General features: G+C 71.3%; 17 protein-coding genes. 5 read left to right on the forward strand and 12 right to left on the reverse strand.

Annotated features, from left to right (window positions below):
• Positions 1 to 133 precede the first annotated feature (133 nt).
• From GWK61_RS08715 to GWK61_RS08725, 3 genes are all read right to left on the reverse strand, one after another.
• On the reverse strand, positions 134 to 442 hold the full coding sequence (locus tag GWK61_RS08715; protein WP_194906875.1) for a hypothetical protein: 309 nt from the start codon (positions 440 to 442) through the stop codon (positions 134 to 136).
• The gene (locus tag GWK61_RS08720) at positions 439 to 780 is read right to left on the reverse strand and encodes a WhiB family transcriptional regulator (protein WP_194906876.1); all 342 of its coding nucleotides are present in this window, start codon (positions 778 to 780) and stop codon (positions 439 to 441) included. Before GWK61_RS08720 ends, GWK61_RS08715 begins: the two co-directional genes overlap by 4 nt.
• Before the next feature lie 181 nt (positions 781 to 961).
• Positions 962 to 1420 carry a hypothetical protein gene (locus GWK61_RS08725; RefSeq protein ID WP_194906877.1) on the reverse strand — a complete coding sequence of 153 codons (459 nt, stop codon included), beginning with the start codon at positions 1418 to 1420 and terminating at the stop codon, positions 962 to 964.
• A gap of 402 nt (positions 1421 to 1822) precedes the next feature.
• On the opposite strand from GWK61_RS08725, the gene GWK61_RS08730 reads away from it, so the two are divergent.
• Together GWK61_RS08730 and GWK61_RS08735 are read left to right on the forward strand one after the other, a co-directional pair.
• Entirely contained in the window at positions 1823 to 3091 is a 1269-nt protein-coding gene (locus tag GWK61_RS08730; RefSeq protein ID WP_194906878.1) for a hypothetical protein, read from the forward strand.
• Positions 3088 to 4308 (forward strand): hypothetical protein, encoded by a 1221-nt coding sequence (locus tag GWK61_RS08735; protein ID WP_194906879.1) that lies wholly within the window; start codon positions 3088 to 3090, stop codon positions 4306 to 4308. Before GWK61_RS08730 ends, GWK61_RS08735 begins: the two co-directional genes overlap by 4 nt.
• Here the strand turns inward: GWK61_RS08735 and GWK61_RS08740 are convergent.
• Positions 4278 to 6539: an ATP-dependent DNA helicase UvrD2 gene (locus GWK61_RS08740; protein WP_194906880.1), complete on the reverse strand. Its 2262-nt coding sequence runs from the start codon at positions 6537 to 6539 to the stop codon at positions 4278 to 4280. The two genes, GWK61_RS08735 and GWK61_RS08740, sit on opposite strands and share 31 nt — an antisense overlap.
• A 114-nt stretch (positions 6540 to 6653) precedes the next feature.
• On the opposite strand from GWK61_RS08740, the gene GWK61_RS08745 reads away from it, so the two are divergent.
• Together GWK61_RS08745 and GWK61_RS08750 are read left to right on the forward strand one after the other, a co-directional pair.
• Positions 6654 to 6911 (forward strand): mycoredoxin, encoded by a 258-nt coding sequence (locus GWK61_RS08745; RefSeq protein WP_194906882.1) that lies wholly within the window; start codon positions 6654 to 6656, stop codon positions 6909 to 6911.
• 491 nt (positions 6912 to 7402) lie between these two features.
• Positions 7403 to 7552: a hypothetical protein gene (locus GWK61_RS08750; protein ID WP_194906884.1), complete on the forward strand. Its 150-nt coding sequence runs from the start codon at positions 7403 to 7405 to the stop codon at positions 7550 to 7552.
• A gap of 31 nt (positions 7553 to 7583) precedes the next feature.
• On the opposite strand, the gene GWK61_RS08755 is transcribed toward GWK61_RS08750, so the two are convergent.
• Positions 7584 to 7907: a hypothetical protein gene (locus tag GWK61_RS08755; RefSeq protein WP_194906886.1), complete on the reverse strand. Its 324-nt coding sequence runs from the start codon at positions 7905 to 7907 to the stop codon at positions 7584 to 7586.
• A 318-nt stretch (positions 7908 to 8225) separates the two neighbouring features.
• Between GWK61_RS08755 and GWK61_RS08760 the strand changes: the two genes are divergently transcribed.
• On the forward strand, positions 8226 to 8396 hold the full coding sequence (locus GWK61_RS08760; protein WP_194906888.1) for a hypothetical protein: 171 nt from the start codon (positions 8226 to 8228) through the stop codon (positions 8394 to 8396).
• A 53-nt stretch (positions 8397 to 8449) separates the two neighbouring features.
• Here the strand turns inward: GWK61_RS08760 and GWK61_RS08765 are convergent, their stop codons facing one another.
• The 7 genes from GWK61_RS08765 to GWK61_RS08795 all read right to left on the reverse strand — a co-directional run bounded on the left by GWK61_RS08765 (position 8450) and on the right by GWK61_RS08795 (position 21975).
• Positions 8450 to 9550: a trypsin-like serine peptidase gene (locus tag GWK61_RS08765; RefSeq protein ID WP_194906890.1), complete on the reverse strand. Its 1101-nt coding sequence runs from the start codon at positions 9548 to 9550 to the stop codon at positions 8450 to 8452.
• Positions 9551 to 9643: 93 nt separating this feature from the next.
• A complete protein-coding gene (nudC, locus tag GWK61_RS08770) occupies positions 9644 to 10669 on the reverse strand; it encodes an NAD(+) diphosphatase (RefSeq protein ID WP_194906892.1) in 1026 nt (341 codons plus the stop codon).
• A 34-nt stretch (positions 10670 to 10703) separates the two neighbouring features.
• Positions 10704 to 12134 (reverse strand): dipeptidase, encoded by a 1431-nt coding sequence (locus GWK61_RS08775; RefSeq protein WP_194906893.1) that lies wholly within the window; start codon positions 12132 to 12134, stop codon positions 10704 to 10706.
• Between the two features lie 65 nt (positions 12135 to 12199).
• Complete coding sequence (locus GWK61_RS08780; protein ID WP_323747468.1) at positions 12200 to 13582, reverse strand: aldehyde dehydrogenase family protein; 1383 nt, start codon at positions 13580 to 13582, stop codon at positions 12200 to 12202.
• 132 nt (positions 13583 to 13714) lie between these two features.
• Complete coding sequence (locus GWK61_RS08785) at positions 13715 to 15043, reverse strand: ABC transporter substrate-binding protein (protein WP_194906904.1); 1329 nt, start codon at positions 15041 to 15043, stop codon at positions 13715 to 13717.
• Between the two features lie 180 nt (positions 15044 to 15223).
• Complete coding sequence (locus GWK61_RS08790) at positions 15224 to 18676, reverse strand: UvrD-helicase domain-containing protein (protein WP_194906906.1); 3453 nt, start codon at positions 18674 to 18676, stop codon at positions 15224 to 15226.
• Positions 18673 to 21975 carry an ATP-dependent helicase gene (locus GWK61_RS08795; protein ID WP_228561984.1) on the reverse strand — a complete coding sequence of 1101 codons (3303 nt, stop codon included), beginning with the start codon at positions 21973 to 21975 and terminating at the stop codon, positions 18673 to 18675. Before GWK61_RS08795 ends, GWK61_RS08790 begins: the two co-directional genes overlap by 4 nt.
• Positions 21976 to 22099: the final 124 nt, after the last annotated feature.

The raw sequence follows: 22099 nt of genomic DNA on the forward strand, positions 1-22099 counted from the left end.
CGCCCGAGAGCGGGTCTCAGAAACCTGAGACCCGCTCTCGCCATGTGTCCGCACCGCCGGAAGGACCCCCGATCCCGCCCCGGCAGCCGGGTAACCGTTTTCGCGGCCTGCGCCGCCCGCGCCGTTGCCGGCGTCAGTTCAGGAACATCCCGGCGAGCGTCCGGCGCGTACGGCGCCCGCTCTCCCGGCGCAGACGACTCGCCTCTCGCAGCAGCCGCTGGCGGTCAGCCTGGTCGCGCAGCTCCTGTGATCGGTATCGTGCGGCTTCTTCGTATTGGAATAGCATCTTGAAACTCCTTGTGGGATCGCCGGTCTCGGCGGTCGCTGAAATCTGTCTCGGGTACTGCTCGAACTGCGTGTCCTGCTGGGCCTGCTGCGGGCTCGCGGCACGGCGGCCGGGGTTCTGCAGCATGCGCTGACGCGGAAGACCGTGGACGCTCATGCCGGGATCGCGACCTTCTTGGCGGCCTCGACCGCGGCGGCGGCCTCGACGGCGATCTGGGCCTCGACCTGGGCGGCGTCCTTGCGGGGACGCCCACGCGGCCGCTTGCGGGCCACGATCACACCCTGGACGAAGAGCTCACCGCCCCAGACCCCCCACGGCTCGCGGCGCTCGAGGGCGCCGGCCAGGCAGGCGGCCTTCACCGGGCACTCGACGCAGATCGCCTTGGCGAACTCGACGTCGGCCGGGGTCTCGGCGAAGAACACCTCGGGGTCGTAAGCCCGGCAGGGCAGGGTGGTGTCGGTCTGCTCGACGACCGTGTCGAACACGTTCTGCACTGTGAGTCACCTCGTCAGTCGGTTTCTTCCGGCTTGAGTTCTTCAGGCCGGTCTCTTGCGGTACCGCTCCCGATCCGGGGTCACCGTCACGGGCCGTACTGTCGTGCTGGGAAACACGAAGGCCGCGGATCCCTTATCGGGATTCCGCGGCCTCAAGTCCTGCCGGGTGAAGAAGCTTTCTTCATCCAGGTGGACTGGAAGTGCGGAAGTCCCAGGGGCTCACCGGCTTGGAGCCGTTGTCGCCCTTGCTGCTGTCGTTGCCGTCGTAGTCGCGCTCGGAGATGCCACTGCCGTCGACACCGCTGCCGTTCGGCGCCTGCAGGTCGCCCAGGACCCGGCCCGTCAAGGGGGCCGGAACCGGCTGGAAGACCGGGCGCGGACGCTCTTGTCCCAGCTGACCGACATAGCCGTGCCGCTCCAGCAGGCCTTCGCCCAGGGCGATGAGCCCCAGGAAGCCGGCCGCACCGGCCAGGCCGGTACCGGAGACGGACTCCACCTGCCAGACGGCGGCGGCCGAGCCGAAGCACTCCTGCCCCGACACCAGGCGGCAAGCGGCGGCGAACTCCTCGAACGCGCGGTAAACCGGCGCAGGGGTCATCGCCTGCACGTCGTCGACAACAACGTCGGTCATGTACCTCATCGAAATTCGCCTCCTTCACTTCGCCTTGGTGTGGACGGAGCCGCTGGCAGTCGGCACCACACGTCTTACAGATGGGATGTTCAGTTGAGCCGCACACAGTGCTGCGCCCGGGCGATCTCTCGCCCGCATCGGAAGGTTAAGTGATCCCCGTACAGGGCCGCAAACTATTTTTGACCTGCGGTTACGCCCTTGAGCCCGAACTTTCGGCTCCGATGGCCCCCACCATGGTCGACACAGTTGCCCCCAACCTCGACGCTGACCATGCTGTCAGAGCCGCACGGGCCTGTCACCCCTTTCACGCCAACTTTCTGGAAAACTTCGGGGGAAGATGGGCGAGTATGGGGCGAGGATGAGTGGCGACGGGGCGCACCACCGTTAAAGGGCGAGGGATACAGGGGCGGGATGGACAGGAACCACGGTGCCGTCGGCGACCCGGAGGACGACGACGTCTTCGGCCCGGTCGAGGACGGCGAAGAAGTCTTCGAGTGGATCGACGACGAGGACGACCCGGACGAGTCCGACGAGCCCAAGGCCAAGCAGCCGACCCTGACGTTCCGGGAGCGCGTGGCCGCCGTCCGCGCCGGCGGGCGCCGCCTGCGCCGCTCGCGCCGCGAGATCGGGGCCGTCGCCGCCGCGGTGGTCCTGGCCTGCGCCATCGGCGGCGCCTGCACCGCCTGGTTCGACAACGTCGCCGGCGCGGCCGACCGCGCGGAGGTCGTCTCGCTGGCCGTCGACTCCGTGGTGGACGGCGACCCCTCGGCCGCCTCCTACAACGCGAAGGACTCCTCCGCCGTCGGCCAGTATGTCGTCGAGATCGCCAACAACGGCCCGGCCGCGGTGACCCTGGACTCCGTGGGCGTCGACGCCGGCACCCTGATGACCAGCACCGCCTGGAAGCCGGTCGGCGCCTCGCCCCGGATCCCCGGCGGCGGCACCGCCAAGGTCGCGCTCACCGCCAAGCTGTTCTGCCCGATGGTGCTCATGGCCCAGCAGACCGGGATGTTCGGCGCGACCGCCGGCACCGGGGGCGGGCCCTCGCTGGCGTTCCCGGCGCTGCACGTCGCGGTCCGCGACGGCGACGGCGACCTGCGCTCCCTGACCCTGCCGACCCGGGTCGCGACGTCCGCCCCGCCGTCCGCGAACAGCGGGCTGATGACGTTCAGCAGGCCCGGCGGCGCGACCGCCCCGGAGATCGTCTCCGCCGACGCCGAAGCCTGCGGCCAGTACACGGCCGACCGCGCCCAGCGCCTGGCCCTCGGCGGCACCGCCCGGTTCACCACCGACGTCGCTTTCACCTACGTCAAGGTCCACTCCCCCGCCTCCGCCGGGATGTTCACACTCGACTTCACGGTGAAGAACACCAGCGACCACGCCGTGACCCTGACCAAGCGCGCCGACGTGGCCTTCCTGGACGACAACCAGCTGCGCACCGACTGGCTCCCCTCGCCGCTCAAGCTCGCCCCCGGGGCGAGCGCGCCGGCCCAGCTGACGATCGACATCCACAACTGCACCAGCGTCCTGGCCGGCGCCTCGGTGCTCGGCGAGACCATGCTCCAGGTGGACGACCTGAACGGCAGCCCGCCGCAGCCGGTGTTCATCGACCAGGCGCTGTCCGGCTCGCTGCGGCTGGCCGCGGACATCGTCCAGCAGGAGAAGGCGGCGTGCTCATGACCGATCTGATCGAGTCCGAGGACGAACTGCTCGACCCGCCGGCCGGCCCGGCCGCCGCCGCGCCTCCGCACCGCCTCGCCTCCGCCCTGCACCGGCTGCGCGAGCGCACCCCGCTGGGCGCCGGAGACGAGATCGACCCGGAGCGCCGGCGCCGTCTGGGCCTGGCCGCCCTGCTCGCGGTCGCGATCGCGGCCGGCGCCGGGGCGACCGGGGTGGCGGTGCACAGCCGCGACCTCGACCACGCCCAGACCCGCACCCAGGACCGGGTCCTGCTGCACCTGCTGGGCGGCGGCGCCGGCATGAGGTTCGGCGGGGACAGCGTCTCCCAGGACATCGGCGCGCCCGGCACCTTCCAGACCCCGCTGTCGGCCGACTTCACCGTCGCGGTGCGCAACGACGGAGCGAAGCCGCTGCAGATCACCGCCGTCGGGATCGCGGTACCCGGGGTCGACGTCGTCGACGCCGCGCCGGCCACGACCCTCGCCCCCGGCGACTCGGAGTCGCTGACCAGCCGCGTCGCCGTGCACTGCACCGCCGCGGACCTGCCGCGGTACCCCTCCGGGGTGACGCTGACCGTGCGCACCCCCGCCGCGGTCGGCAAGGCCGCCGGCGCCCCGACCGCCCTGCCGCTGGCCTTCGACGCGGGGCACCCCACCGCCCTCCCAGTGGGCTCGAACGGCTTCTTCACCGAGGTGGACGGCTTCAGCACCACCACGACCAGCAGCTTCTACGAGCTCTGCGGCGAGGTGCTGACCATGATCCCGCCCCGGGTGAGCGCCACGGCGAACCCCGGCGACGCGAGCCCGCGGAACCCCGTGGTGGGCTACTCCCTGCACATCGACAACAGCCCCGACGCCGCGCAGATGGCGGTGGTGCTGCCGAAGCCGCCGGCCGTCCCGGGCGTGAGCGCGCAGACCGATCTGGCCGGTCCGGAGCAGATCGGGACCCAGGGCCTGGACGTGAACGTCACCGACCGGATCACCGACTGCGGCGCGTTCGGCGACTACCTGGCGGTCCGGGGCGGCGCCACGCAGGCCGCGGAGGCGCTGAACGCGGCCACGCCGATCGGGCTGCAACCGGTCGACCCGCGGTTCCAGACCACGCCGACGCCCCTGTCCACCACGGCCCAGGCGGTCTTCGACGGGGTGACGCCGGGCACGGCCGACCTGCAGTCGACGCTGCTGACTCAGCTGGCCGCGGTCTGCCCGATGCTGTGACCGTGGCTCTCGATGAGCCCCAGCACCTCCTCGCCGTAGCGGTCCGCCTTCGCCTTGCCGACCCCGGCGATCCGCGTCAGGGCGGCGGGGGTGGCCGGCCGGGACTCGCCGATCGCGGTCAGCGTGGCGTCGGTGAAGATGCAGTACGCGGGCAGCTTCTGCTGCTTGGCCTGTCCCGAGCGCCATTCCCGCAGCGCCTCGTACAGCTCCGGACTCAGGTCGCTGGGACAGGTCTCGCAGCGGCCGATCTTGCGCTCGGCCGGATCGATCAGGGACCTCTGACAGACCCGGCAGGTGATCGGTTCGGCGATCCGGCGCGACGGCCGGTCCTCGGCGTCGCTCGAAGCGCCGGGGCTCCTGCGCCGCGCTGAGCCGCCGCCCCTTATGACGCCGCCCGCCGCACCCTCGCGGGTGTCGCGCCCGACGCCGCCGCGCAGGCCGTCCAGGAAGCGCGAGGGGCTGCGCGAGGCCCGACCGCCCGGCGCGCGCGCCAGCGACCAGGACAGGAACAGCCGCTCCCGGGCGCGGGTGACCCCCACGTACAGCAGCCGCCGTTCCTCCTCGATCTGCTCCGGGGTCTCGGCGTAGGTGATCGGCATCATGCCCTCGGTCATGCCGACCAGGAAGACCGCGTCCCATTCCAGGCCCTTGGCGGCGTGGAAGGTGGACAGCGTCACGCCCTCGACGGTCGGGGCGTGCTGGGCGTCGGCGCGCTCGCGCAGCTCGGCGCTGAACCGGTCGAGGCCGGCGTCCGGATGCGTGCGGCCGTACTCCTCGGCCAGGGAGACCAGCGCGGCCAGCGACTCCCAGCGGTCGCGCAGGCGCCCGGCGCCCTTGGGCGCCAGCGGGGTCCAGCCGTGGCTGGAGAAGATGGCGCGGACCTCGGAGGCCAGGTTTTCGCCCTCGTCGTCGTCCGGCGTGCTGCCGAGCCCGGGCAGCCCGGACGGCCCGGGCAGCGCGTCGGAGGCGTGGTCGGACCGGGCCTTGGCGGCCCCGCGCAGCCAGACCTGGATCGCCTCGCGGACCTCGGGGCGCTCGAAGAAGCGCTCGACGCCGCGCAGTATGTAGGGCACGCCGGCGTCGCTGAGGGCCTGCTCGTACTCCTCGGACTGCGCGTTGATCCGATAGAGCACGGCGATCTCGGAGAGCCGGACGCCGGCGTCGACCAGCTTCTTGATCTCCCGCGCCACCTCGCGCGCCTCGGTCTCGGCGTCGGGGTGCTCGGCGAACTTCGGCCGCGGACCGTCGGCGCGCTGCGCGATCAGCTGGACCCGGGCCTTGGCGGCTCGGCCCTCGGCGCGGTCCAGCAGGGCGTTGGCCAGCGCGACGACCTGCGGCGTGGAGCGGTAGTCGCGGACCAGCTTGACCATGGTCGGGTCGTCGAAGCGGTCGGCGAAGTCCAGCAGGTAGCGCGGGTCGGCGCCGGTGAAGGAGTAGATGGTCTGGCTGGCGTCGCCGACCACGCACACGTCGGCCCGGTCCCCCAGCCAGCAGTCGAGCAGGCGCTGTTGCAGGGGGTTGACGTCCTGGTACTCGTCGACGGTGAAGAAGCGGTACTGGTTCCGCACGGTCGCGGCGATGTCCGGGCGCTCCTCCATGATCCCGATGGTGAGCAGGAGCACGTCCTCGAAGTCGATGGCGTTGCGGTCCCGCTTGGCGCTCTCGTACTCGGCGTAGACCTTCGCCACCTCGGCCGCGTCGCGCGGCGGCGTCCGCAGCGCCTTGGCCGCGGCCGCGGCGTAGTCGTCGGCCACCACCTGCGTCGACTTCGCCCACTCGATCTCCCCGGCCAGGTCCCGCAGCTCGGCGCGCTCGGCGTTCAGCCGCAGCCGCCGCACCGCCTCGGAGACCAGCGGGATCTTGGAGTCGATGAGCTGCGGATTCGGCCCCCCGACGGCCTTGGGCCAGAAGTACTGGAGCTGCCGAAGCGCAGCGGCGTGGAACGTCCGCGCCTGCACTCCCCCGGCACCCAGCTGCCGCAGCCGCCCCCGCATCTCTCCCGCGGCACGCTGCGTAAAGGTGACGGCCAACACCTGGCTCGGGATGTACTCCCCGGTCGCCACGCCATAGGCGATGCGGTAGGTGATGGCTCGCGTCTTACCGGTCCCGGCCCCGGCCAGCACGCACACCGGTCCGTGCAGCGCCTCGACCACGGCACGCTGCTCGGGGTCGAGCGCGCCCAGCAACTCGGCGACGGGAACCGGTCCGGAGCCGGATTGAGTCTGCGGCATCCGTCCATGTTCGCATCCATCACCGACACCCAGAACGCGGCCATGCGGAAGAATCAGGCCCTCGCGCTGGTTGCACCCCCTGGATGTTCCCGACAGCCGATGAGGAAGTGGAAGATGAACGACCAGATCACGATGTACTCGACGACCTGGTGCGGCTACTGCCGCCGGCTGAAGAGCCAGCTCGAGCGCGAGGGCATCGGATACACCGAGGTCGACATCGAGCAGGTCCCGGACGCCGCGGACTACGTGATGAGCGTCAACGGCGGCAACCAGACCGTCCCGACCGTGGTGACGATTCCCGCCGGCGGTGGAGACCCGATCGTTCGCACCAACCCTTCGTTGGCGCAGCTCAAGGCCGACCTGGCCAGCTGATCTTCCTTCGCCTGCGGCTCAAGTCACAGGCTACGAACGCGGTGCCCCGGCGTGACGAGAACAACGCGTCGGGGCTTCGTCGCGTCCGGACTCGCGACGCTCGGCGGTCGAGTTCGATCACGTTCCCAGCCTCCGGGATCACGGCCGACGCAAGCTCGGTCCCGCGCCCACCCAGCCGATACGCGCCGCCGGCGCAGACGGCTAGCGCCGACCTCCGCGAGAGATGCGAACCAACGCGACAACGACGGCAACGATGACGGCAAGGACCACGAGGTCGATGAGGACGTGCCACGGCTGGATTTCCATGGCCCGGGAATCTACGCGAGGCCCGCGAGCCACGTCTAGATCGCCGTCGTCCGGCCGCTAGCGCAGAGGGCTGACGATCGGCTACCTGCCGGAAACGGGTCCACGGTGTCGTGGCTTGTGCTGGCGGAAGGTAAGGCGGACCGGAAGCGGACCGGCATCAACGCTTCCGTGGCCGTTTCCTTCCCGTGGTCGGGAACGGCATCGACTACCTGGACGCGTTCCACCTGCTCACGGTCGGACGGCCCGTAGTCCTGTCTCGCTGTCAGCCCGGCGGCGAGAAGGTCGCGATGACGAATCCCTCACTGGCCCAGGTGAAGGTAGCGCTCGCAGGCTGACCCCCGGGCCACCCGCGAAGCCCGACCCCGCTCAAGCCTCCGGCTCCCCGGCCGGGGGCTCTTCCTCCTCCGCGAGCGGCTCCCCCTTCGCGAACGTCACATCCGGCTCCGAAACAGGATTGATCCAAGCCCGCACGGTGATATCCGGCGACCAGGCCTTCGGTTCCTCGTTCCACGCTCGCACGGCAGCGTAGAAGTCCCGGTTGTGTATCCCGACGGACAGGCTCGGGAAGGTCTGGACGGTCGTGGAGTTGTCCTCGAGATAGTGGCCCCAGGACTTGCCGCACTTGCAGAAGCGCTTCTCCGGGAAGAGCTTCACGATGTCGTGGCAGTGCGCGCAGTACATCAGTTTCATGGCGGCACGGTAGCGGGGCGCCGCAGTACAGCGGCACCCCTTTTCCGCCATGATCCCTACCGCCGGCTGGTGCGGAAGAGGCGTATCACGCGGCGGATGATGAAAACGATGAACACGATGGCCTCCCAGGCCTTCCGAATGTGTGCTGACGTCCCCGTTCTCGGGTTCGTCTGCGAAGTTACCGAGCGTCGCGGCAGGCAGCGTCAACCCACGGGTTGACTCCGGGGTGGAACGCGGGTGGAGGGGTCGGACCACCTTCGGGTGGGATATGCGGACTCTGCGTGACGGGACCGTCACCGCGCGACTACACCTGATGGCATGACCAAGACAGCAGGCGTCTTTCTCGCCCTCATCGTCGTGGGCATCGCGGTGACCACGGGTACGCACGCGTCCGGGCCGGTGTGTCCGGCGACGACGAGCGGGCATACGGCTTCGAGCAGCAGCGATAGCGACAACGGCGGAAACGGCAGCGGGAGCAGCGGCCGCTAGCGGCGAGCACAGCGCGCCGCCAGCCTCGGGGCTCGGGGCTTAGACGCCCGACCTCACGGCGCCGGCGACCCGTTCGCGATGTTGTAAAGCTGCTTCGCACTAGCGTCCAGATACGGCCCCGCGAGCCAGTTCCCGCTGTGCGCGTTGTGCGCGCTGCCGACCGACGTGTTGGTCACCAGCGACAGCTCTCCCGAAGTCTGCCCCGGCGCCCGGGCGAACCAGCCGCCGCCGGAGGCGCCGCCCGTGAGGTCGCAGCCGGCGCGGTACTCCTTCGCCTGCGGTCCGAGTTCGGTGACGTTCAGCAGCTGCACCGAGTCGGCCGTGCATCCCCACTGGGACATGCCGTTGAAGGGCTGTGCGGCGGGGTAGCCGCGGATCGAGATCTGCGGGGTCTTGCCCTGTGCGGTCGGGGCGCTGAACCACATCGGGACCGGCTTCGCGCCCGCCGACTCCACCGCGGAGTCCAGGGTCTGGCCGTCGCTGTTGCGGCCCACCTCGATCACCGCGTAGTCGTGCGCCAGGTCGCCGCCGTGCTCGTCGCCGGTCTTGACCCACTCCGGGGAGGTCCAGACGTGGACGGCCGGGAAGGTGCCGAGCGGGGCGTAGGCCGACAGGTCGCTGGGGTCGACGTTCGGGTCGCCGTCGGCGTTGTCGAAGGCCGGGACGAACACCATGTCCAGGTGCCACGTGCCGCCCTTGCCGTCGTGGACGCAGTGCCCCGCGGTCCACACCAGGCTGGCGTTCTTGCTCTTGATCACGGTGCCGGAGCACACGTAGTAGTTCCCGGAGTTGGCATCGCCCTGCCGGTAGAAGAAGAGCTTGCCGGTGACCGCACCGCTGGGCGTGGTGTACGGGCCCGGCAGCTGGTGCGCCGCGACCGGCTGCGGCAGCGGGGCGTTGTCGAACGAGGGCAGCGCCTGCTGTCCGGTCAGCCCGCCGTCCTTGCCCTGATGGTTGCCTCCGGCCGCGGACGGCGCGTTCGGGCTGAGCACCGAGCCGACGAAGTCCTTGCCGAAATCGCCGGTGGCGGACGACTCCCCGATGACCCCCGAGCTGGAGCAGGCGGCGGTCAACGATGCCACGGTCGTCAGTGCGACCAGCGTCGACAGCACTCGGCTCTTGATCACCCGGCCCCCGCGTGGGCGTATCAGCATGGCGTCGCCTCCCCTCCCTTCAACGCCGACGACACTACCAATGGTTCTCTAAAAGAAGCCTGAGTCGCCGGCGAAACCGATGAGGGTGGAACCTCAGCGCCCGACCGGATCGCCGCCGTACCAGTGGTTGACCAGGCGGCGCGAGATCGAGATCTCGGTCGGCAGCATCAGGAGTTCACCGGTGTTGACGGCCTCCTTCAGCTCCGCCCGCGAGTACCACTTGGCCCAGTCGAGTTCGGCGCCGTCCAGATGCAGCGCGGGATCCTCGACGGTGGCGGTGAAGCCGAGCATCAGGGAGCGCGGCAGCGGCCACGGCTGGCTGCCGAGGTAGCGCACGGAGGTGATGCGCAGCCCGGCCTCCTCCGCGCACTCGCGCGCGACCGCCGCCTCCAGCGTCTCGCCGGGCTCGACGAAGCCGGCCAGCACCGAGGCCCGGTTCGGCGGCCACGCCGCGTTCCGGGCCAGCAGCAGCCGGTCGTCCGGATCGGTGACGGCCATGATGACGGCCGGGTCCGTGCGCGGGTAGTGCTCGGTGCCGCAGTGGTCGCATTTGCGGACCGAACCGGCGTAGGTCACCCGCGTCTGGTGCCCGCACACGCCGCAGAAGCCGTGCGTGCGGTGCCAGTTGTCGAGGCCGACGGCGTGCGCCAGCAGCCCGCCGTCGCGGTCCGGCAGCGCCGCCGCGACCTCGCGGACGTGCCGCAACTCGCCCAGCGCCGGCGCCTCCTCGGCGGCCGGCGGCTGCGGCGAGGTCAGCGCCGCGCCCGGGGTGGAGGCGGAGCCGGCGGTGGAGGCCGTCGGCCGGCCGTCCGGTCCGGGCGTGCCGACGCTGACCGCGAAGTAGGCCACGTCCTCGTCGTCCAGCCCGAGGAAGTAGCGATGGGCGCCCGGGTAAAGGGCGTCGAAGACAGCTCCGGAGTGGAAGACCAGCCCCGCTTCCGGATCCAGGACCGCCTCGGCCCGGCTGTCGTCGACCGCGAACACCCGGGTGCCCGGATCGGCCCACGCCGCGGTCAGCCAGTCGTCATCGGTGCGCCGCTCGCCGGCGCGGTCGACGACCGACCGCGCCAGGAGCATCCGGCCGAGTTCGCCTTCGAAGTACCGTGTCTGGCCGCTCATCGCGCGCGTCCTCCCCGAACCGTCACGGCCGCCGTCAGCGCTTCTCGTCCGACGCCTCGGCCAGGTCCGACCACAGGTAGGCGGCCGCCTCGGCGCCCTTGAGGAGCAGCGGCATCGTCATGCTCTCGTTCGGCGAGTGCCAGCCGTCCGAGGGCAGCGACGCCCCGAGGAACACCACCGGCGCCTCGATGACCTCCTGCAGGTCGGCCTCCGGGCCGGAGCCGCCCTCGCGGGTGAAGAGCACCTCGCGCGGGTCGTCGAGCTCACCGAAGGCCTTGCCCATGGAGCGGGTGATCGCCTGCACCGCCGGGTGGTCCAGCGGGGTCATGCAGGGCTTCACACCGTCGGACTCCCAGTGGCTCTCGCCGGTGAGGCCGGCCGGGATGTTGGCGTGGAACCAGTCCTCGAACTTCTTCGCCACGTCCAGCGGCTCCTGGCCGGCGACGAGGCGCATCGAGATCTTGGCGTGCGCCGACGCCGGCACGATGGTCTTGTGGCCGGGGCCGGTGTGCCCGCCCCAGAAGCCGTTCAGCTCGAAGGTCGGCCGCGCCCAGACCCGCTCCAGCGTGGTGAACCCGGCCTCGCCGGCGGTCGCACTGGACTTGGCGTTGCCCAGCCAGGCCTGCTCGTCGAAGGGGAGCTTGGCGAACATCTCGCGGTCGGTCTCGGTGAGCTCGACGACGCCGTCGTAGAAGCCGGGGATGACCACGTGCTTGTCCTCGTCGTGCACCCGGCCCAGCAGGCGCACCAGTTCCGTCAGCGGGTTCGGGATCGCGCCGCCGAACGAGCCGGAGTGCACGTCGTTGGCCGGGCCCCGCAGGTCGATCTGGCCGGTGATCATGCCCCGCATCCCGGTGCACGTGGACGGCGTCTCGCGGTCCCACATGCCGGTGTCGGAGACCACGACGACATCCGCCTTCACGCGGTCGCGCTTGTCCTCCAGCAGCGCCCGGAAGTTCGGCGAACCCGACTCCTCCTCGCCCTCGGCGATGATCTTCAGGTTCACCGCCGGCGCGCTCCGGCCGGTCGCGGCCAGGTGCGCCCGCAGGCCGAGCAGGTGGAAGGCGAGCTGCCCCTTGTCGTCGGCGGCACCGCGCGCGTAGAGGCGGTCCCCCTTGACCGTCGGCTCGAACGGCGGCGTGTCCCACAGCTCCAGCGGCGTCACCGGCTGCACGTCGTGGTGGCCGTAGACGGCGACGGTCGGCGCACCGGCGTCCCCGGACGGCCACTCGGCGAACACCGTCGGCAGGCCCTTGCCGCCCGCGGTCTCCCAGATCTCCACCGTCGGGAAGCCGATCTCCCGCAGCTTCGCCGCCAGCCACTCGGCCGACCGCCGCACCTCCGGCGCACTCTCCGGATCCGACGAGATGGACGGGATCCGCAGCCACTCATTGAGCTCGGCGAAGAACTCGTCGGCGTGCTCGGCTACATACGGACGGACGGCTTTGTCCGAGGCAGAAGTCATGCCTGCACCTTACTCCTGCCCCGAACGGTCGATCTGTATCGATCTTGAAGGGCGCCAGGAACCGGTTAGCCGACCAGGTCCGCGGGGACGCCCTGCAACGCCACCGGACGGATGAAGCGTCGGATCGCCTCAGTGCCCACCGACGTGCTCCACGACGCCGACGTCGCCGGCCACGGCCCGCCGTGCTGCATCGCCTCGACCACCGCGACACCGGTCGGCACGCCGTTCCAGACCACGCGCCCCGCCCTCGCCACCAGCGACGGCAACAGCGTGCGCGCCGCCTCACGGTCGGCGTCGCTGGCGTCGTCGGCGATGATCGTCGCGGTCAGCTGTCCCTCCAGCGAGTCGGCGAGCGCCGGGTACTCCGCCGGGTCCGCGCGCACGATCACCGTCGCCGGGCCGAAGTGCTCCTCGCGGTAGTCGCCGGTGAAGTCCTTCGCAGAGATCTGCGCCGCGAACGGCTTCCCCGCGCGCTCGGCGTCCGCGCCCGCGCCGGTGCTCTGCTCCTGCCAGCGCCGGTGCGCCGCGGCCATCCCGTCGGTAAGCATCGGGATCGGGCCGTTGTCGGCGATGAGGGCACCGGTCAGGTCGCCCAGCGCCTCGCCGTCGGGGGTCTCCGGGACGAACACCACGCCCGGCTTCGTGCACAGCTGCCCGGCCGAGCCGGTCACCGCGCCGGCCAGGGTGGCCGCCCACTTCTCGCGGCCCGCCGGGTCGGCGATCGCGCCGGGCAGCACGAACACCGGGTTCACGCTCCCCATCTCCGCGTACACCGGGATCGGCTCCGGGCGCGCGGCCGCGGCGTCCATCAGCGCGCGGCCGCCGCCGAAGGAGCCGGTGAAGCCCACCGCCTTGATCGCAGGGTGCTGGACCAGCTCGATGGACAGCTTGTTGGGGTCGCCGTCGGTGGACTCGGCGTCCAGGAAGCCGAAGGTGCCGTCCGGCGCGCCGGCTCCGGCGACCGCCGCGCTCAGGATCTCCGCGATCCGGCGCGACAGCCGCGGCTGGGCCGGGTGCCCCTTCACGACCACCGGGCAGCCGGCGGCCAGGGCGGACGCCGTGTCGCCGCCGGGTACGCCGAAGGCGAACGGGAAGTTCGAGGCCGCGAAGACCGCGACCGGCCCGAGCGGGACGTCGACCGTGTACACGTCGGCGCCGCCGAGCGCGGCGCCCGGCGAGCTGCGGTGCGACAGGTGCCGGCCGGCCGCCACGTGGTCGCCGTACAGCCGCAGCTGCCCGGTGGTGCGGGTGACCTCGCCGTCCAGCCGGGCCTCGGTCAGCCCGGTCTCGGTGCCGGCCAGGGCGACGAGCTCGGCGCGCGCCGCGTCCACGGCGTCGGCGCACGCGTGGAGCAGGTCGCGTCGGCGCTCGGCGTTCCAGGAACCGTAGACGCCCGCCGCGGACGCCGCAGCGTCGACGGCCTGATCCAGTGTCGTGTGATATGTCACCGGACCAGGGTAACCCCGGTCCGGTCGAGCGCCCAAGCCCCTGGACTGAGCTGTACCGCTATTCGGACTTCGGAACAGCCGGCCGCTGCTCACGGCATGGCCAGCCGCATCCACCGGAACAGCCGGCCACGTCTACTTGCTCGGCGCGGCCTGCGCCCAGAAGGTCGCCGAGTCCGCCTTCAACTTGCTGATGAACTGCTGCGGAGCGAGCTTGCCGGTCATGAACGCGACCGCAGCAGGCTGGAACACCGTCGTGTACCACTTGGAGTCGTCCCGCATCAGCGCGTCCTGGTCCGGGAAAACCGTCCGGTTGGTAAGCGCGGTCTGCACCGTGGCCAGCACTCCAGGCGCGGGGATGTCGATGCGTGGCGTCATGTTGCCGGCCTCCGACGAGATCTTCGACAGCTGGTCCTTGGCCATGAAGTAGAGGACGAACTTCTCCGCGGCGTCCGAGTTCTTACCGGCCTTCGGCACCGCGAACCCGAAGAAGTTCACGCCCGCGGAGTTGTCCGAGCGCACGCCGCCCAGGTCCGGCATCGCCGGGAACACGAAGCTGTCCACGTTCGTGGTGCGCTTGGTCTCGCTCGGCACCCAGGTGCCGCCGAGGATCAGCGCGGCCTTCCCGGCGGCCCACGCGTTCTGCTGGTCCTTGGCGTGGGTGCTGGTGGTCCCGGTGTCCTCGGTGTTCCAGCCGGGCGCGAAGTAGCCGCCCTTCACCAGCGTCTCAAGCTTCTGCGCGCTGTCCAGCAGCCGCGCGTCGTCCCAGCGGCTGTCGGCGCCGGCCCCGGTGGGGCGCTCCTCGGCGGTGCGCTTGAACTGGCCGGGGCCGAGTTCGCGCTCGAACATCCACTCCACCCAGTACGCGGCGTTGCCCCCGCTGGCGTCCAAGGCCAGCGGCGCCTGCCCCCGGGCCTTAATCTGGTCCAGCAGGCCCATGAACTCGTCCCAGGTCCGCGGCGGGTTCGAGGACAGCTGCGGGAACTTGCCCTTGTCGAAGAACACCGACTCGGAGGCGACCTCGTAGGGCACCATCACGAGCGCGCCGTTGGCGTCGGCCATCAGCGGCGTGTACTTGTCCGGCACGATGTCGGTGAGGTTCTGGTTCTCGCCGGGCACCGGCTGCTGGTACAGCGCGGTCAGGTCGGCGACGGACACGCCCTCGGCCGCCGCGCCCAGAATGGTGTTGATGCTGCCGTCCGACAGGTCCGGCGCCGGCTTGCCCGCCTTGACGGCCGCCGCGACGTCGTCCAGCACCGCCCGGCCGTGCCACTGGACGGTGACCGTGACCCCGGTGGTCGCCGTGTAGCCGGCCAGCGCCTTCTTGATCACCGTGGCCTGCGGCTCGTCCTCCTTCCACATGGACCAGTATGTGAAGGACTTGGCGCCCCCGGACGCCCGCGACGGCGTGCTGCTCGAACAAGCCGGAACGGTCACGGCCATGACGAGCACCGCGGCTGTCACGGCTATGTTCCGCCTCTTATGTCTTCCCCTGGACTTCGATGGCATGACGGCAGGGTACGACGATAGGGAAAACGCTTACAACGCGGGGCGACCGCCCCGTTCGGGTGCTGTTCACCCGGTGGGCGAAACCGCGTCCGGCCGGCGCCCCGGGGAAGGGACGCCTCAGCCGTCTCAGCCGGCTCAGCCGTCTCCGAACAGCTCCTCAAGCTCTTCGCGCTCGGCCAGTCCGGTCGGGCGGACCGTCTGCCCGTCGCGGACGTAGACGAACGCCGCAGAAACCGCGGACAGCGGCACGCCGCGCATCTCCGCCCAGGCCAGACGGTAGACCGCGAGCTGGACCGGGTCGGCGTCGTGCGACCGGGAGGTCTTCCAGTCGACGACCTCCCAACCGTCAGCAGTTTTATATACGGCATCGATGCGTCCGCGCACCACCCGGCCGGCCAGCACCACCTGGAACGGCTGCTCGACGGCGGTCGGCACCGAATCGGCCCACGGGGTCCGCAGGAACGCCTCCTGAAGCTCCTTGAGGTCCACCTCGTCGGCGATCTCCTCGTCGGCGGCGCCCGGCAGGTCCTCGTACTCGAACAGCGCCTGCTGCCCGAACAGCGACTCGATCCAGGCGTGGAACTTGGTGCCCAGCCGGGCCGAGGGCTGCGGCGGCTGGGGCATGGGGCGCGCCAGCTCGCGGCGGAAACGTGAGGGGTCGTTGCGGTACCGCAGCAGCTGGGAGGCGGACATCGAGGAGGGCAGCGGGGCGTAGCGCTGGATGGAGTCGCCGCGCTTGAGCTCTTCCAGCAGGGCTTCGAGGTCGCGGTCCCAGGAGGCGATGGCCGCGCGGTCCTCGGCGGTGGCGGCGGTCTCGGCGTCGACCGGGTGCGGTTCGGCGGGCTGCTCGGCAGCACGCTGACCCGGTACGGCGGCCGTCTCCTCCTCGACTTGAGGTTCCTCAGCAACTGGTTGATCCGCGGACCCGTCAGAGCCCGGTTCCTCGTACTCCGGCTCTTCAAAGTCCGGCTCTTCAAAATCCGGTTCGTCGAAGTTCGGCTCGTCGGCGTCCGACGGCATGTCATCGGATGGCGCGGTCTCCGTCGGAGCAGTGCCCATCGACGCGGTGTCCGTCGACGCGGTCTCCATCGGCTCGCCGTACACCGCCGCCTGCCGCCGCCACAGCGCGGCCATCACCATCTCGGCCCCGACCCGCCGCCGCTCGGCCGCCTCGGCGTCCGGCAGCACCGGCCAGTGCGCCTCGGTCGCGCCGAGGCTGGGGTTCACGGCGTCCGGATCCGGCTCCGCGGCCCAGGCGACGATCTCGCCGTGGCCCTCCTGGCAGTGCTCGAACAGTCCGGTCAGCCAGGTGTCCGGCCCGCGGCGCCGCTTCTGCGTCGGCCCCCACCAGTGCCCCGAGGCGATCAGGTGGTAGCGCGGCCGGGTGACCGTCACGTACTCCAGCCGCAGGTCCTCCCAGGACTCGTACTCCTTGGCCTGCTCCTTGAAGGACTTGAAGGCGGCGGTGTTGCCGGCGTCGTCCAGGCTCGGCAGGTGCTCGGCGTCGCCGCGCAGCGGATAGGGCAGCACCGCGCCGGACCCGATCCACGACTCGCGCGGCTTCTGCGCGGCGCCGGCCAGGTGCGGCACGAACACCGCGTCCCACTCCAGACCCTTCGACTTGTGCATGGTCAGCAGCTTCACCGAGTCGCCCTGCGACGGCAGCGAGGCGTCGATCCCCCGCTCGTGCCGCTCGGCCGCCTTCAGATAGGCACGGAAAGCGGTTACTGACTGGTCCCCCTCCAGGTCCTGGAAGTCGGCCGCCCGGCCGAGGAACGCAGCCAGCGTCTCCGCCGAGCGCTGCGCCACCAGCTTCGGCGACGCCGCGACCTCCACGTCCAGCCCGGTCACCGAGATCACCCGGTGCAGCACGTCCAGGACCGGCTCGGACAGCCGGCGGCGCAGGATCCGGACCTCGGAGGCGAACCGCGCGAAGCGCACCCGGGCCGCTTCGGAGAACGGCAGGTCAGTACCCGGATCCGCCATAGCGTCGGACAACGACACCACCTCGGTCGGATCCGACCCCGCGACCGCCTCGGCCAGCCGGTCCCGGCCGGCCCGGTCTGCGTACTCCGTGGGGTCGCGCACCAGCTCCCGGGCCCGCATCCCGAGCAGCGCCAGGTCCCGCGCGCCGATCCGCCAGCGCGGCCCGGTCAGCAGCCGGACCAGCGAGGCGTTGGCGATCGGCTCGTCCAGCACGTCCAGCATCGCGATCAGGTCCGCGACCTCCGGCAGGTGCACCAGCCCGGAGAGCCCGACCACCTCGACCGCCAGCCCCTGCGCGTGCATCTCCTCGTACAGCGGCGGGATCTGGTTGCCCTTGCGCACCAGCACCGCGATCTCGCGCAGCGCGATCCCGCCCCGGTAGTGCGCGTCGGCGACCATCCGCGCGACCCACTTCACCTCGTCCTCGGCGGTCTCGGTGAGTCCGACGCGGGTCCAGCCCTGGTTCGCCTTCTCCTCCGAGGGCCGCAGCTGCCGGACGCCGGTGTGCCGCTGGCGCAGCGGGTCCGAGACCACGTTCGCGAACTCCAGCAGATGGCCGCCGCTGCGCCGGTTCTCGCTCAGCGCGTAGCCGCGCGAGCGTTCCCCGTCGGCGCGGGCGAAGTGGTCCGGGAAGTCGTCGAGGTTCGCCACCGACGCGCCGCGCCAGCCGTAGATGGACTGGCAGGGGTCGCCGACCGCGGTCACGGGATGGCCGCCGCCGAACAGTCCGACCAGCATCCGCCGCTGCGCCACCGACGTGTCCTGATACTCGTCGAGCAGCACCACCCGGAACTTCTCGCGCTCGATCGCCCCGACCTCGGGCCGCTCCTCGGCCAGCCGCGCGCCGAGCACCATCTGGTCGCCGAAGTCGATCAGATCGCGCCGCACCTTCAGGTCCCGGTAGCGCTCGACCAGCTCGGACAGCTCGATCCGCTGCCGGGCGACCTCGGCGGCCTTGAGGAAGTCGGTGTAGCCGCGCTTGGCCTTGCCGTTCCGGGGATCCCGGAACGACTCCGCCTGCCCTATGAACGCTTCCTCGTGCTCGCGCAGCTGCTCCGGGGTCACCAGGTGCTCGGACAGCTCGCCGTCCAGGGCCAGCACCTTGTCGGCGAGGTCGGCGACCTTGCCCTTGAAGTAGCGCAGCTCCTTGGGCCCGCGCACCGCGGTGACGGCCAGCTGGTAGCGCGTGGCGTCGGCCAGCAGCCGGGCCGAGGGCTCCAGGCCCAGGCGCAGGCCGTGCTCCTTGATCAGGCGGTCGGCGTAGGCGTGGTAGGTCGAGACGGTGGGCTCGCCGACCGACTCCTCGATGTCGGAGTCAGGGTTGTCGAGCTCTTCGTCCTCCAACTTCCGTAGAGCCTTGCGAATCCGCTCCGCCAGCTCGGCGGCGGCCTTGTTGGTGAACGTCAGCCCGAGCACCTGGTGCGGCCCGACCTGCCCGGTCCCGACCAGCCACACCACGCGCGCGGCCATCACGGTGGTCTTGCCCGACCCCGCGCCGGCCACGATGACGGCCGGTTCGAGCGGCGCCGTGATGGCTTCGAGCTGTTCTTCCGTGTAAGGAACCCCGAGCAGTGCTTTGAGATCTTCGGTGTCCCGGATCAAAGGAGTTGCTTTCCCTCGGGCTGTTTCGGGCAGCACTTGCGGAAGACGCAGGTGCCGCACTGTTTCTCGCCGTACGCGGCGAAGTTCTCGTCCAGGACCCGCGCCGCCATCTTCGCGAGCTTCTTCTCGATCGGCGTCTCGCCGGGCTGGTCCAGCGAGGGGTCCTGCTCGGCGGTCTTGGGCAGCCCGGCCGCGTCGCCCTCGCGCAGGAACACCAGCTCGGCGCCGCCGGACTCGTTCGAGACGCCCTGTATCGCGCCCTCGCGCACCACCAGCTGGTAGACCGCGAGCTGGGGGTGCTCCTGGGCCTCGTTCTTGGTCGGCACGTTCTTGCCGGTCTTGAAGTCGACCACGTAGACCAGCCCGGCCTCGTCGGTCTCGACGCGGTCGAAGGAGCCGCGGATGCGCAGGTCGAAGCCCTCTCCTTCGCGTGCTTCCTCGGAGCTGACGTTGAGCCGGACGTCGAAGTCCTGCTCCGAGGAGTGCAGCAGCCGGCCCCGGTCGGTGACGTGCCAGGCCAGGAACCGCTCCAGCGCGGCCCGCGCCTCCTCCTTCTGCTGCGGCGACTGCCACTGCGCCTCGAAGGACAGCCGGTCCCAGACCCGGTCCAGCCGCTCCATCAGCACGTCCAGCCGGGCCGGGGTGTCGCCCTTGGCCACCTCGTCGGCCAGCACGTGCACCACGTTGCCGAAGCCGAGCGCGACGGTCTTCTGCTCATGCGCGGCGGCCTCGTGGTCCAGGAACCAGCGCAGCGAGCACTCGTCTATGGCCGCGACCTGGCTGGCGGAGAGCAGCAGCGGCTTGTCCGGATCGCGCACCGGCTGCTCGGAGGAGGTCTCCTCGACCAGGCCCCACCACTTGTCGGGGTGCGCGGAGGGCACCAGCGGCCGGCCGTCCCCGGCCTGCGCGTCGGCCAGCCGGGCCAGCCGCTCGGCCGCGGCCTGCCGCAGCTGGTCGGTGCTCTTCGGATCGGTCAGCACCCGGCGCAGATCGGCGACCAGGGCGGGGATGGCCAGCGCGCGCTTGCGCAGGCCGGGCAGCGGCTGCACCTCGACGCCGAGTTCGTACACGAACCGCGAAGGCGCCTCGGCCGCAGCGTCGTCGCCGATCAGGGAGCTGTCGACGGCGGTGACGACCAGCCGCTCGCGGGCCCGGGTGGCGGCCACGTAGAACAGCCGGCGCTCCTCGGCGAGCAGCGTCCCCGCGGTCGGGATCTCCTCCATCGACCGCAGGCCGTTGCGGCCGATCAGGTCGGCCTGGAGCAGCGAGCCGCGCAGCCGGAGGTCCGGCCACAAGCCGTCCTGGACCCCGGCGACGATCACGAAGCGCCACTGCAGGCCCTTGGACTTGTGCGCGCTCATCAGCCGCACCGCGCCGCCGCGCGAGGACTGCGCGGCCATCGAGTCGCCGGCCAGCTCCTGCGCTTCCAGATCGGCGATGAAGTTGCGGACGCCACGGCCGGTCGCGCGGTCCTCGGCGCGCGAGGCGTAGTCGAAGAGCACGCACACCGCGTCCAGGTCGCGGTCGGCCGAGCGGCCGGTGTTGCCGCCGCGCTGCGCGGTGCGCTCCAGGCGCTCGGGCCACTTGGTCGCGCTCCACAGCTGCCACAGCGCCTGTTCGACCGAGCCGCCGCCGCGCAGTATCTGGCGAGTGCGCAGCAGGAGCATGCCGAGCTGGTAGGCGGGACGTGCGACGTCCTCCTCCATGGCGATCAGGCGTGCGGGCTCGGCGAGGGCTTCGCGGAGCAGGACCTCGCTGGGACGGACGCCGTTGACGGTCGCGTCAGTGATCTCGCGAGGCTCCGGTGCGACAGCGTTCTGGTTCGCCACGCGCTCCTCGGCGCGCAGCGCGCGGGCCAGCTTGCGGAGTTCGAACGCGTCCATCCCGCCGAGCGGTCCGGACAGCAGCGAGCGTGCGACGTCGGGCGTCAGCGCCTCCTCGTTGTCCGCAACCCGCAGCGCCTGCAACAGCACCGAGACCGAGGGTTCGGCGGCCAGCGGCAGCTCGTCGCCGGAGGTGTCGACCGGCACGCCGGCGGTGATCAGCGCGCGCCGCAGCGCCGGGATCGAGCGGGTCGCGGAGCGGACCAGGACGGCGATCTCGTCCCACGGGACGCCGTCCTCCAGATGCGCGCGCCGCACCATGTCCACGATGTTGTCGAGCTCGGTGTTCGGCGTCGGGAAGGTGAAGACCTGGAGCGAGCCCTCGATCGGCGCGCCGTCCACCACCGGCCCCTCGGCCGCCAGGTCGCGGTGCTCGCGCACCTTCTCGACCGGCAGCAGCGGGATCGGCATGCGCCGGGTGAGCTCGCGCGAGGCCTTCAGCAGCGCGGGGCCGCAGCGGCGCGAGGTGCGCAGCACGGCGGTGTCGGCGGGCGTGCCGTCCATGTTCCGGAAGGACTCGGGGAAGTCGAGGATGCCGCGCACGTCCGCGCCGCGGAACTGGTAGATCGACTGGTCCGGGTCGCCGAACACCACCAGGTCGGCGCCGTCCCCGGCCAGCGCCTCCAGCAGCCGCACCTGGGAGGGGTCGGTGTCCTGGTATTCGTCCACGAACACGGCGCGGAAGTCGTGGCGCAGTTCGCGGCGGACGTCGTCCTGCCCGGCCAGCAGCACCGCGCGGTGCACGAGCTCGCCGTAGTCCAGGACGCCCTGGACGTCGAGCACGTCGAGGTACTCCTCGAAGAACGCCGAGGCGGCGTACCAGTCGCCGCGGTCGGCCCGCCGCGCCGCCTCGGCCAGCTCGGTCGGGTCCAGGCCGAGTTCCCGCGCGCGGGCCAGCACGGTCCGCAGCTCCTCGGCGAAGCCGCGGGTGGCCAGCGCCGCGCGCAGGTCCTGCGGCCACTGGATGCGCTCGCCGAGCGCACCGCCGCCTATCCCTACGTCGATGCTCCCGGAGACCAGGTCGCGGACGAACACGTCCTGCTCGGGACCGGAGAGCAACCGGATCGGCTCGGTGAACAGCTCGGGGTCCTGGAAGCGGCGGACCAGCGCATAACAAAAGGAGTGGAACGTGGTCGCCAGCGGCGCGACGCCGGACATCGACAGGCGACGGCCGATGCGGTCACGCAGTTCGGAGGCGGCCTTGCGGCTGAATGTGAGGATCAACACCTGGTCGGGACGAAGCGCCGCGCGATCCGGATCGGTCTTGGAGATGACCGCTTCGACCAGCGTGTGCGTCTTCCCGGTGCCGGGTCCGGCGAGCACCAGCAGCGGCCCGCCGGGGTGGTCGACGACGCGGCGCTGCGCCGGGTCCAGCGGGGGTCCGCTGACCTGGGACGGCGCCTGCGTGTCGAACAACGTTTCGAATCCTTCGCCGGTGGGTATACCCGAGCGATACACCACGGTCCTCTATGACAACACAGACCACCGACTGTCACGCCCCATTCGGCAATCGATCACGCCTGCGCGCCGATCATGCCGT

Origin of the sequence: Catenulispora rubra, from assembly GCF_015356825.1 — a bacterium.
GTDB classification, from domain to species: Bacteria; Actinomycetota; Actinomycetes; order Streptomycetales; family Catenulisporaceae; genus Catenulispora; species Catenulispora rubra.

What these genes read in the sequence shown, in the direction of transcription:
- GWK61_RS08715 (WP_194906875.1), bottom strand. Translation starts at nt 442, where the DNA reads ATGAGCGTCCACGGTCTTCCGCGTCAGCGCATGCTGCAGAACCCCGGC.
- GWK61_RS08725 (WP_194906877.1), bottom strand. Translation starts at nt 1,420, where the DNA reads ATGAGGTACATGACCGACGTTGTTGTCGACGACGTGCAGGCGATGACC.
- GWK61_RS08730 (WP_194906878.1), top strand. Translation starts at nt 1,823, where the DNA reads ATGGACAGGAACCACGGTGCCGTCGGCGACCCGGAGGACGACGACGTC.
- GWK61_RS08735 (WP_194906879.1), top strand. Translation starts at nt 3,088, where the DNA reads ATGACCGATCTGATCGAGTCCGAGGACGAACTGCTCGACCCGCCGGCC.
- GWK61_RS08740 (WP_194906880.1), bottom strand. Translation starts at nt 6,539, where the DNA reads ATGCCGCAGACTCAATCCGGCTCCGGACCGGTTCCCGTCGCCGAGTTG.
- GWK61_RS08745 (WP_194906882.1), top strand. Translation starts at nt 6,654, where the DNA reads ATGAACGACCAGATCACGATGTACTCGACGACCTGGTGCGGCTACTGC.
- GWK61_RS08755 (WP_194906886.1), bottom strand. Translation starts at nt 7,907, where the DNA reads ATGAAACTGATGTACTGCGCGCACTGCCACGACATCGTGAAGCTCTTC.
- GWK61_RS08760 (WP_194906888.1), top strand. Translation starts at nt 8,226, where the DNA reads ATGACCAAGACAGCAGGCGTCTTTCTCGCCCTCATCGTCGTGGGCATC.
- GWK61_RS08765 (WP_194906890.1), bottom strand. Translation starts at nt 9,550, where the DNA reads ATGCTGATACGCCCACGCGGGGGCCGGGTGATCAAGAGCCGAGTGCTG.
- nudC (WP_194906892.1), bottom strand. Translation starts at nt 10,669, where the DNA reads ATGAGCGGCCAGACACGGTACTTCGAAGGCGAACTCGGCCGGATGCTC.
- GWK61_RS08775 (WP_194906893.1), bottom strand. Translation starts at nt 12,134, where the DNA reads ATGACTTCTGCCTCGGACAAAGCCGTCCGTCCGTATGTAGCCGAGCAC.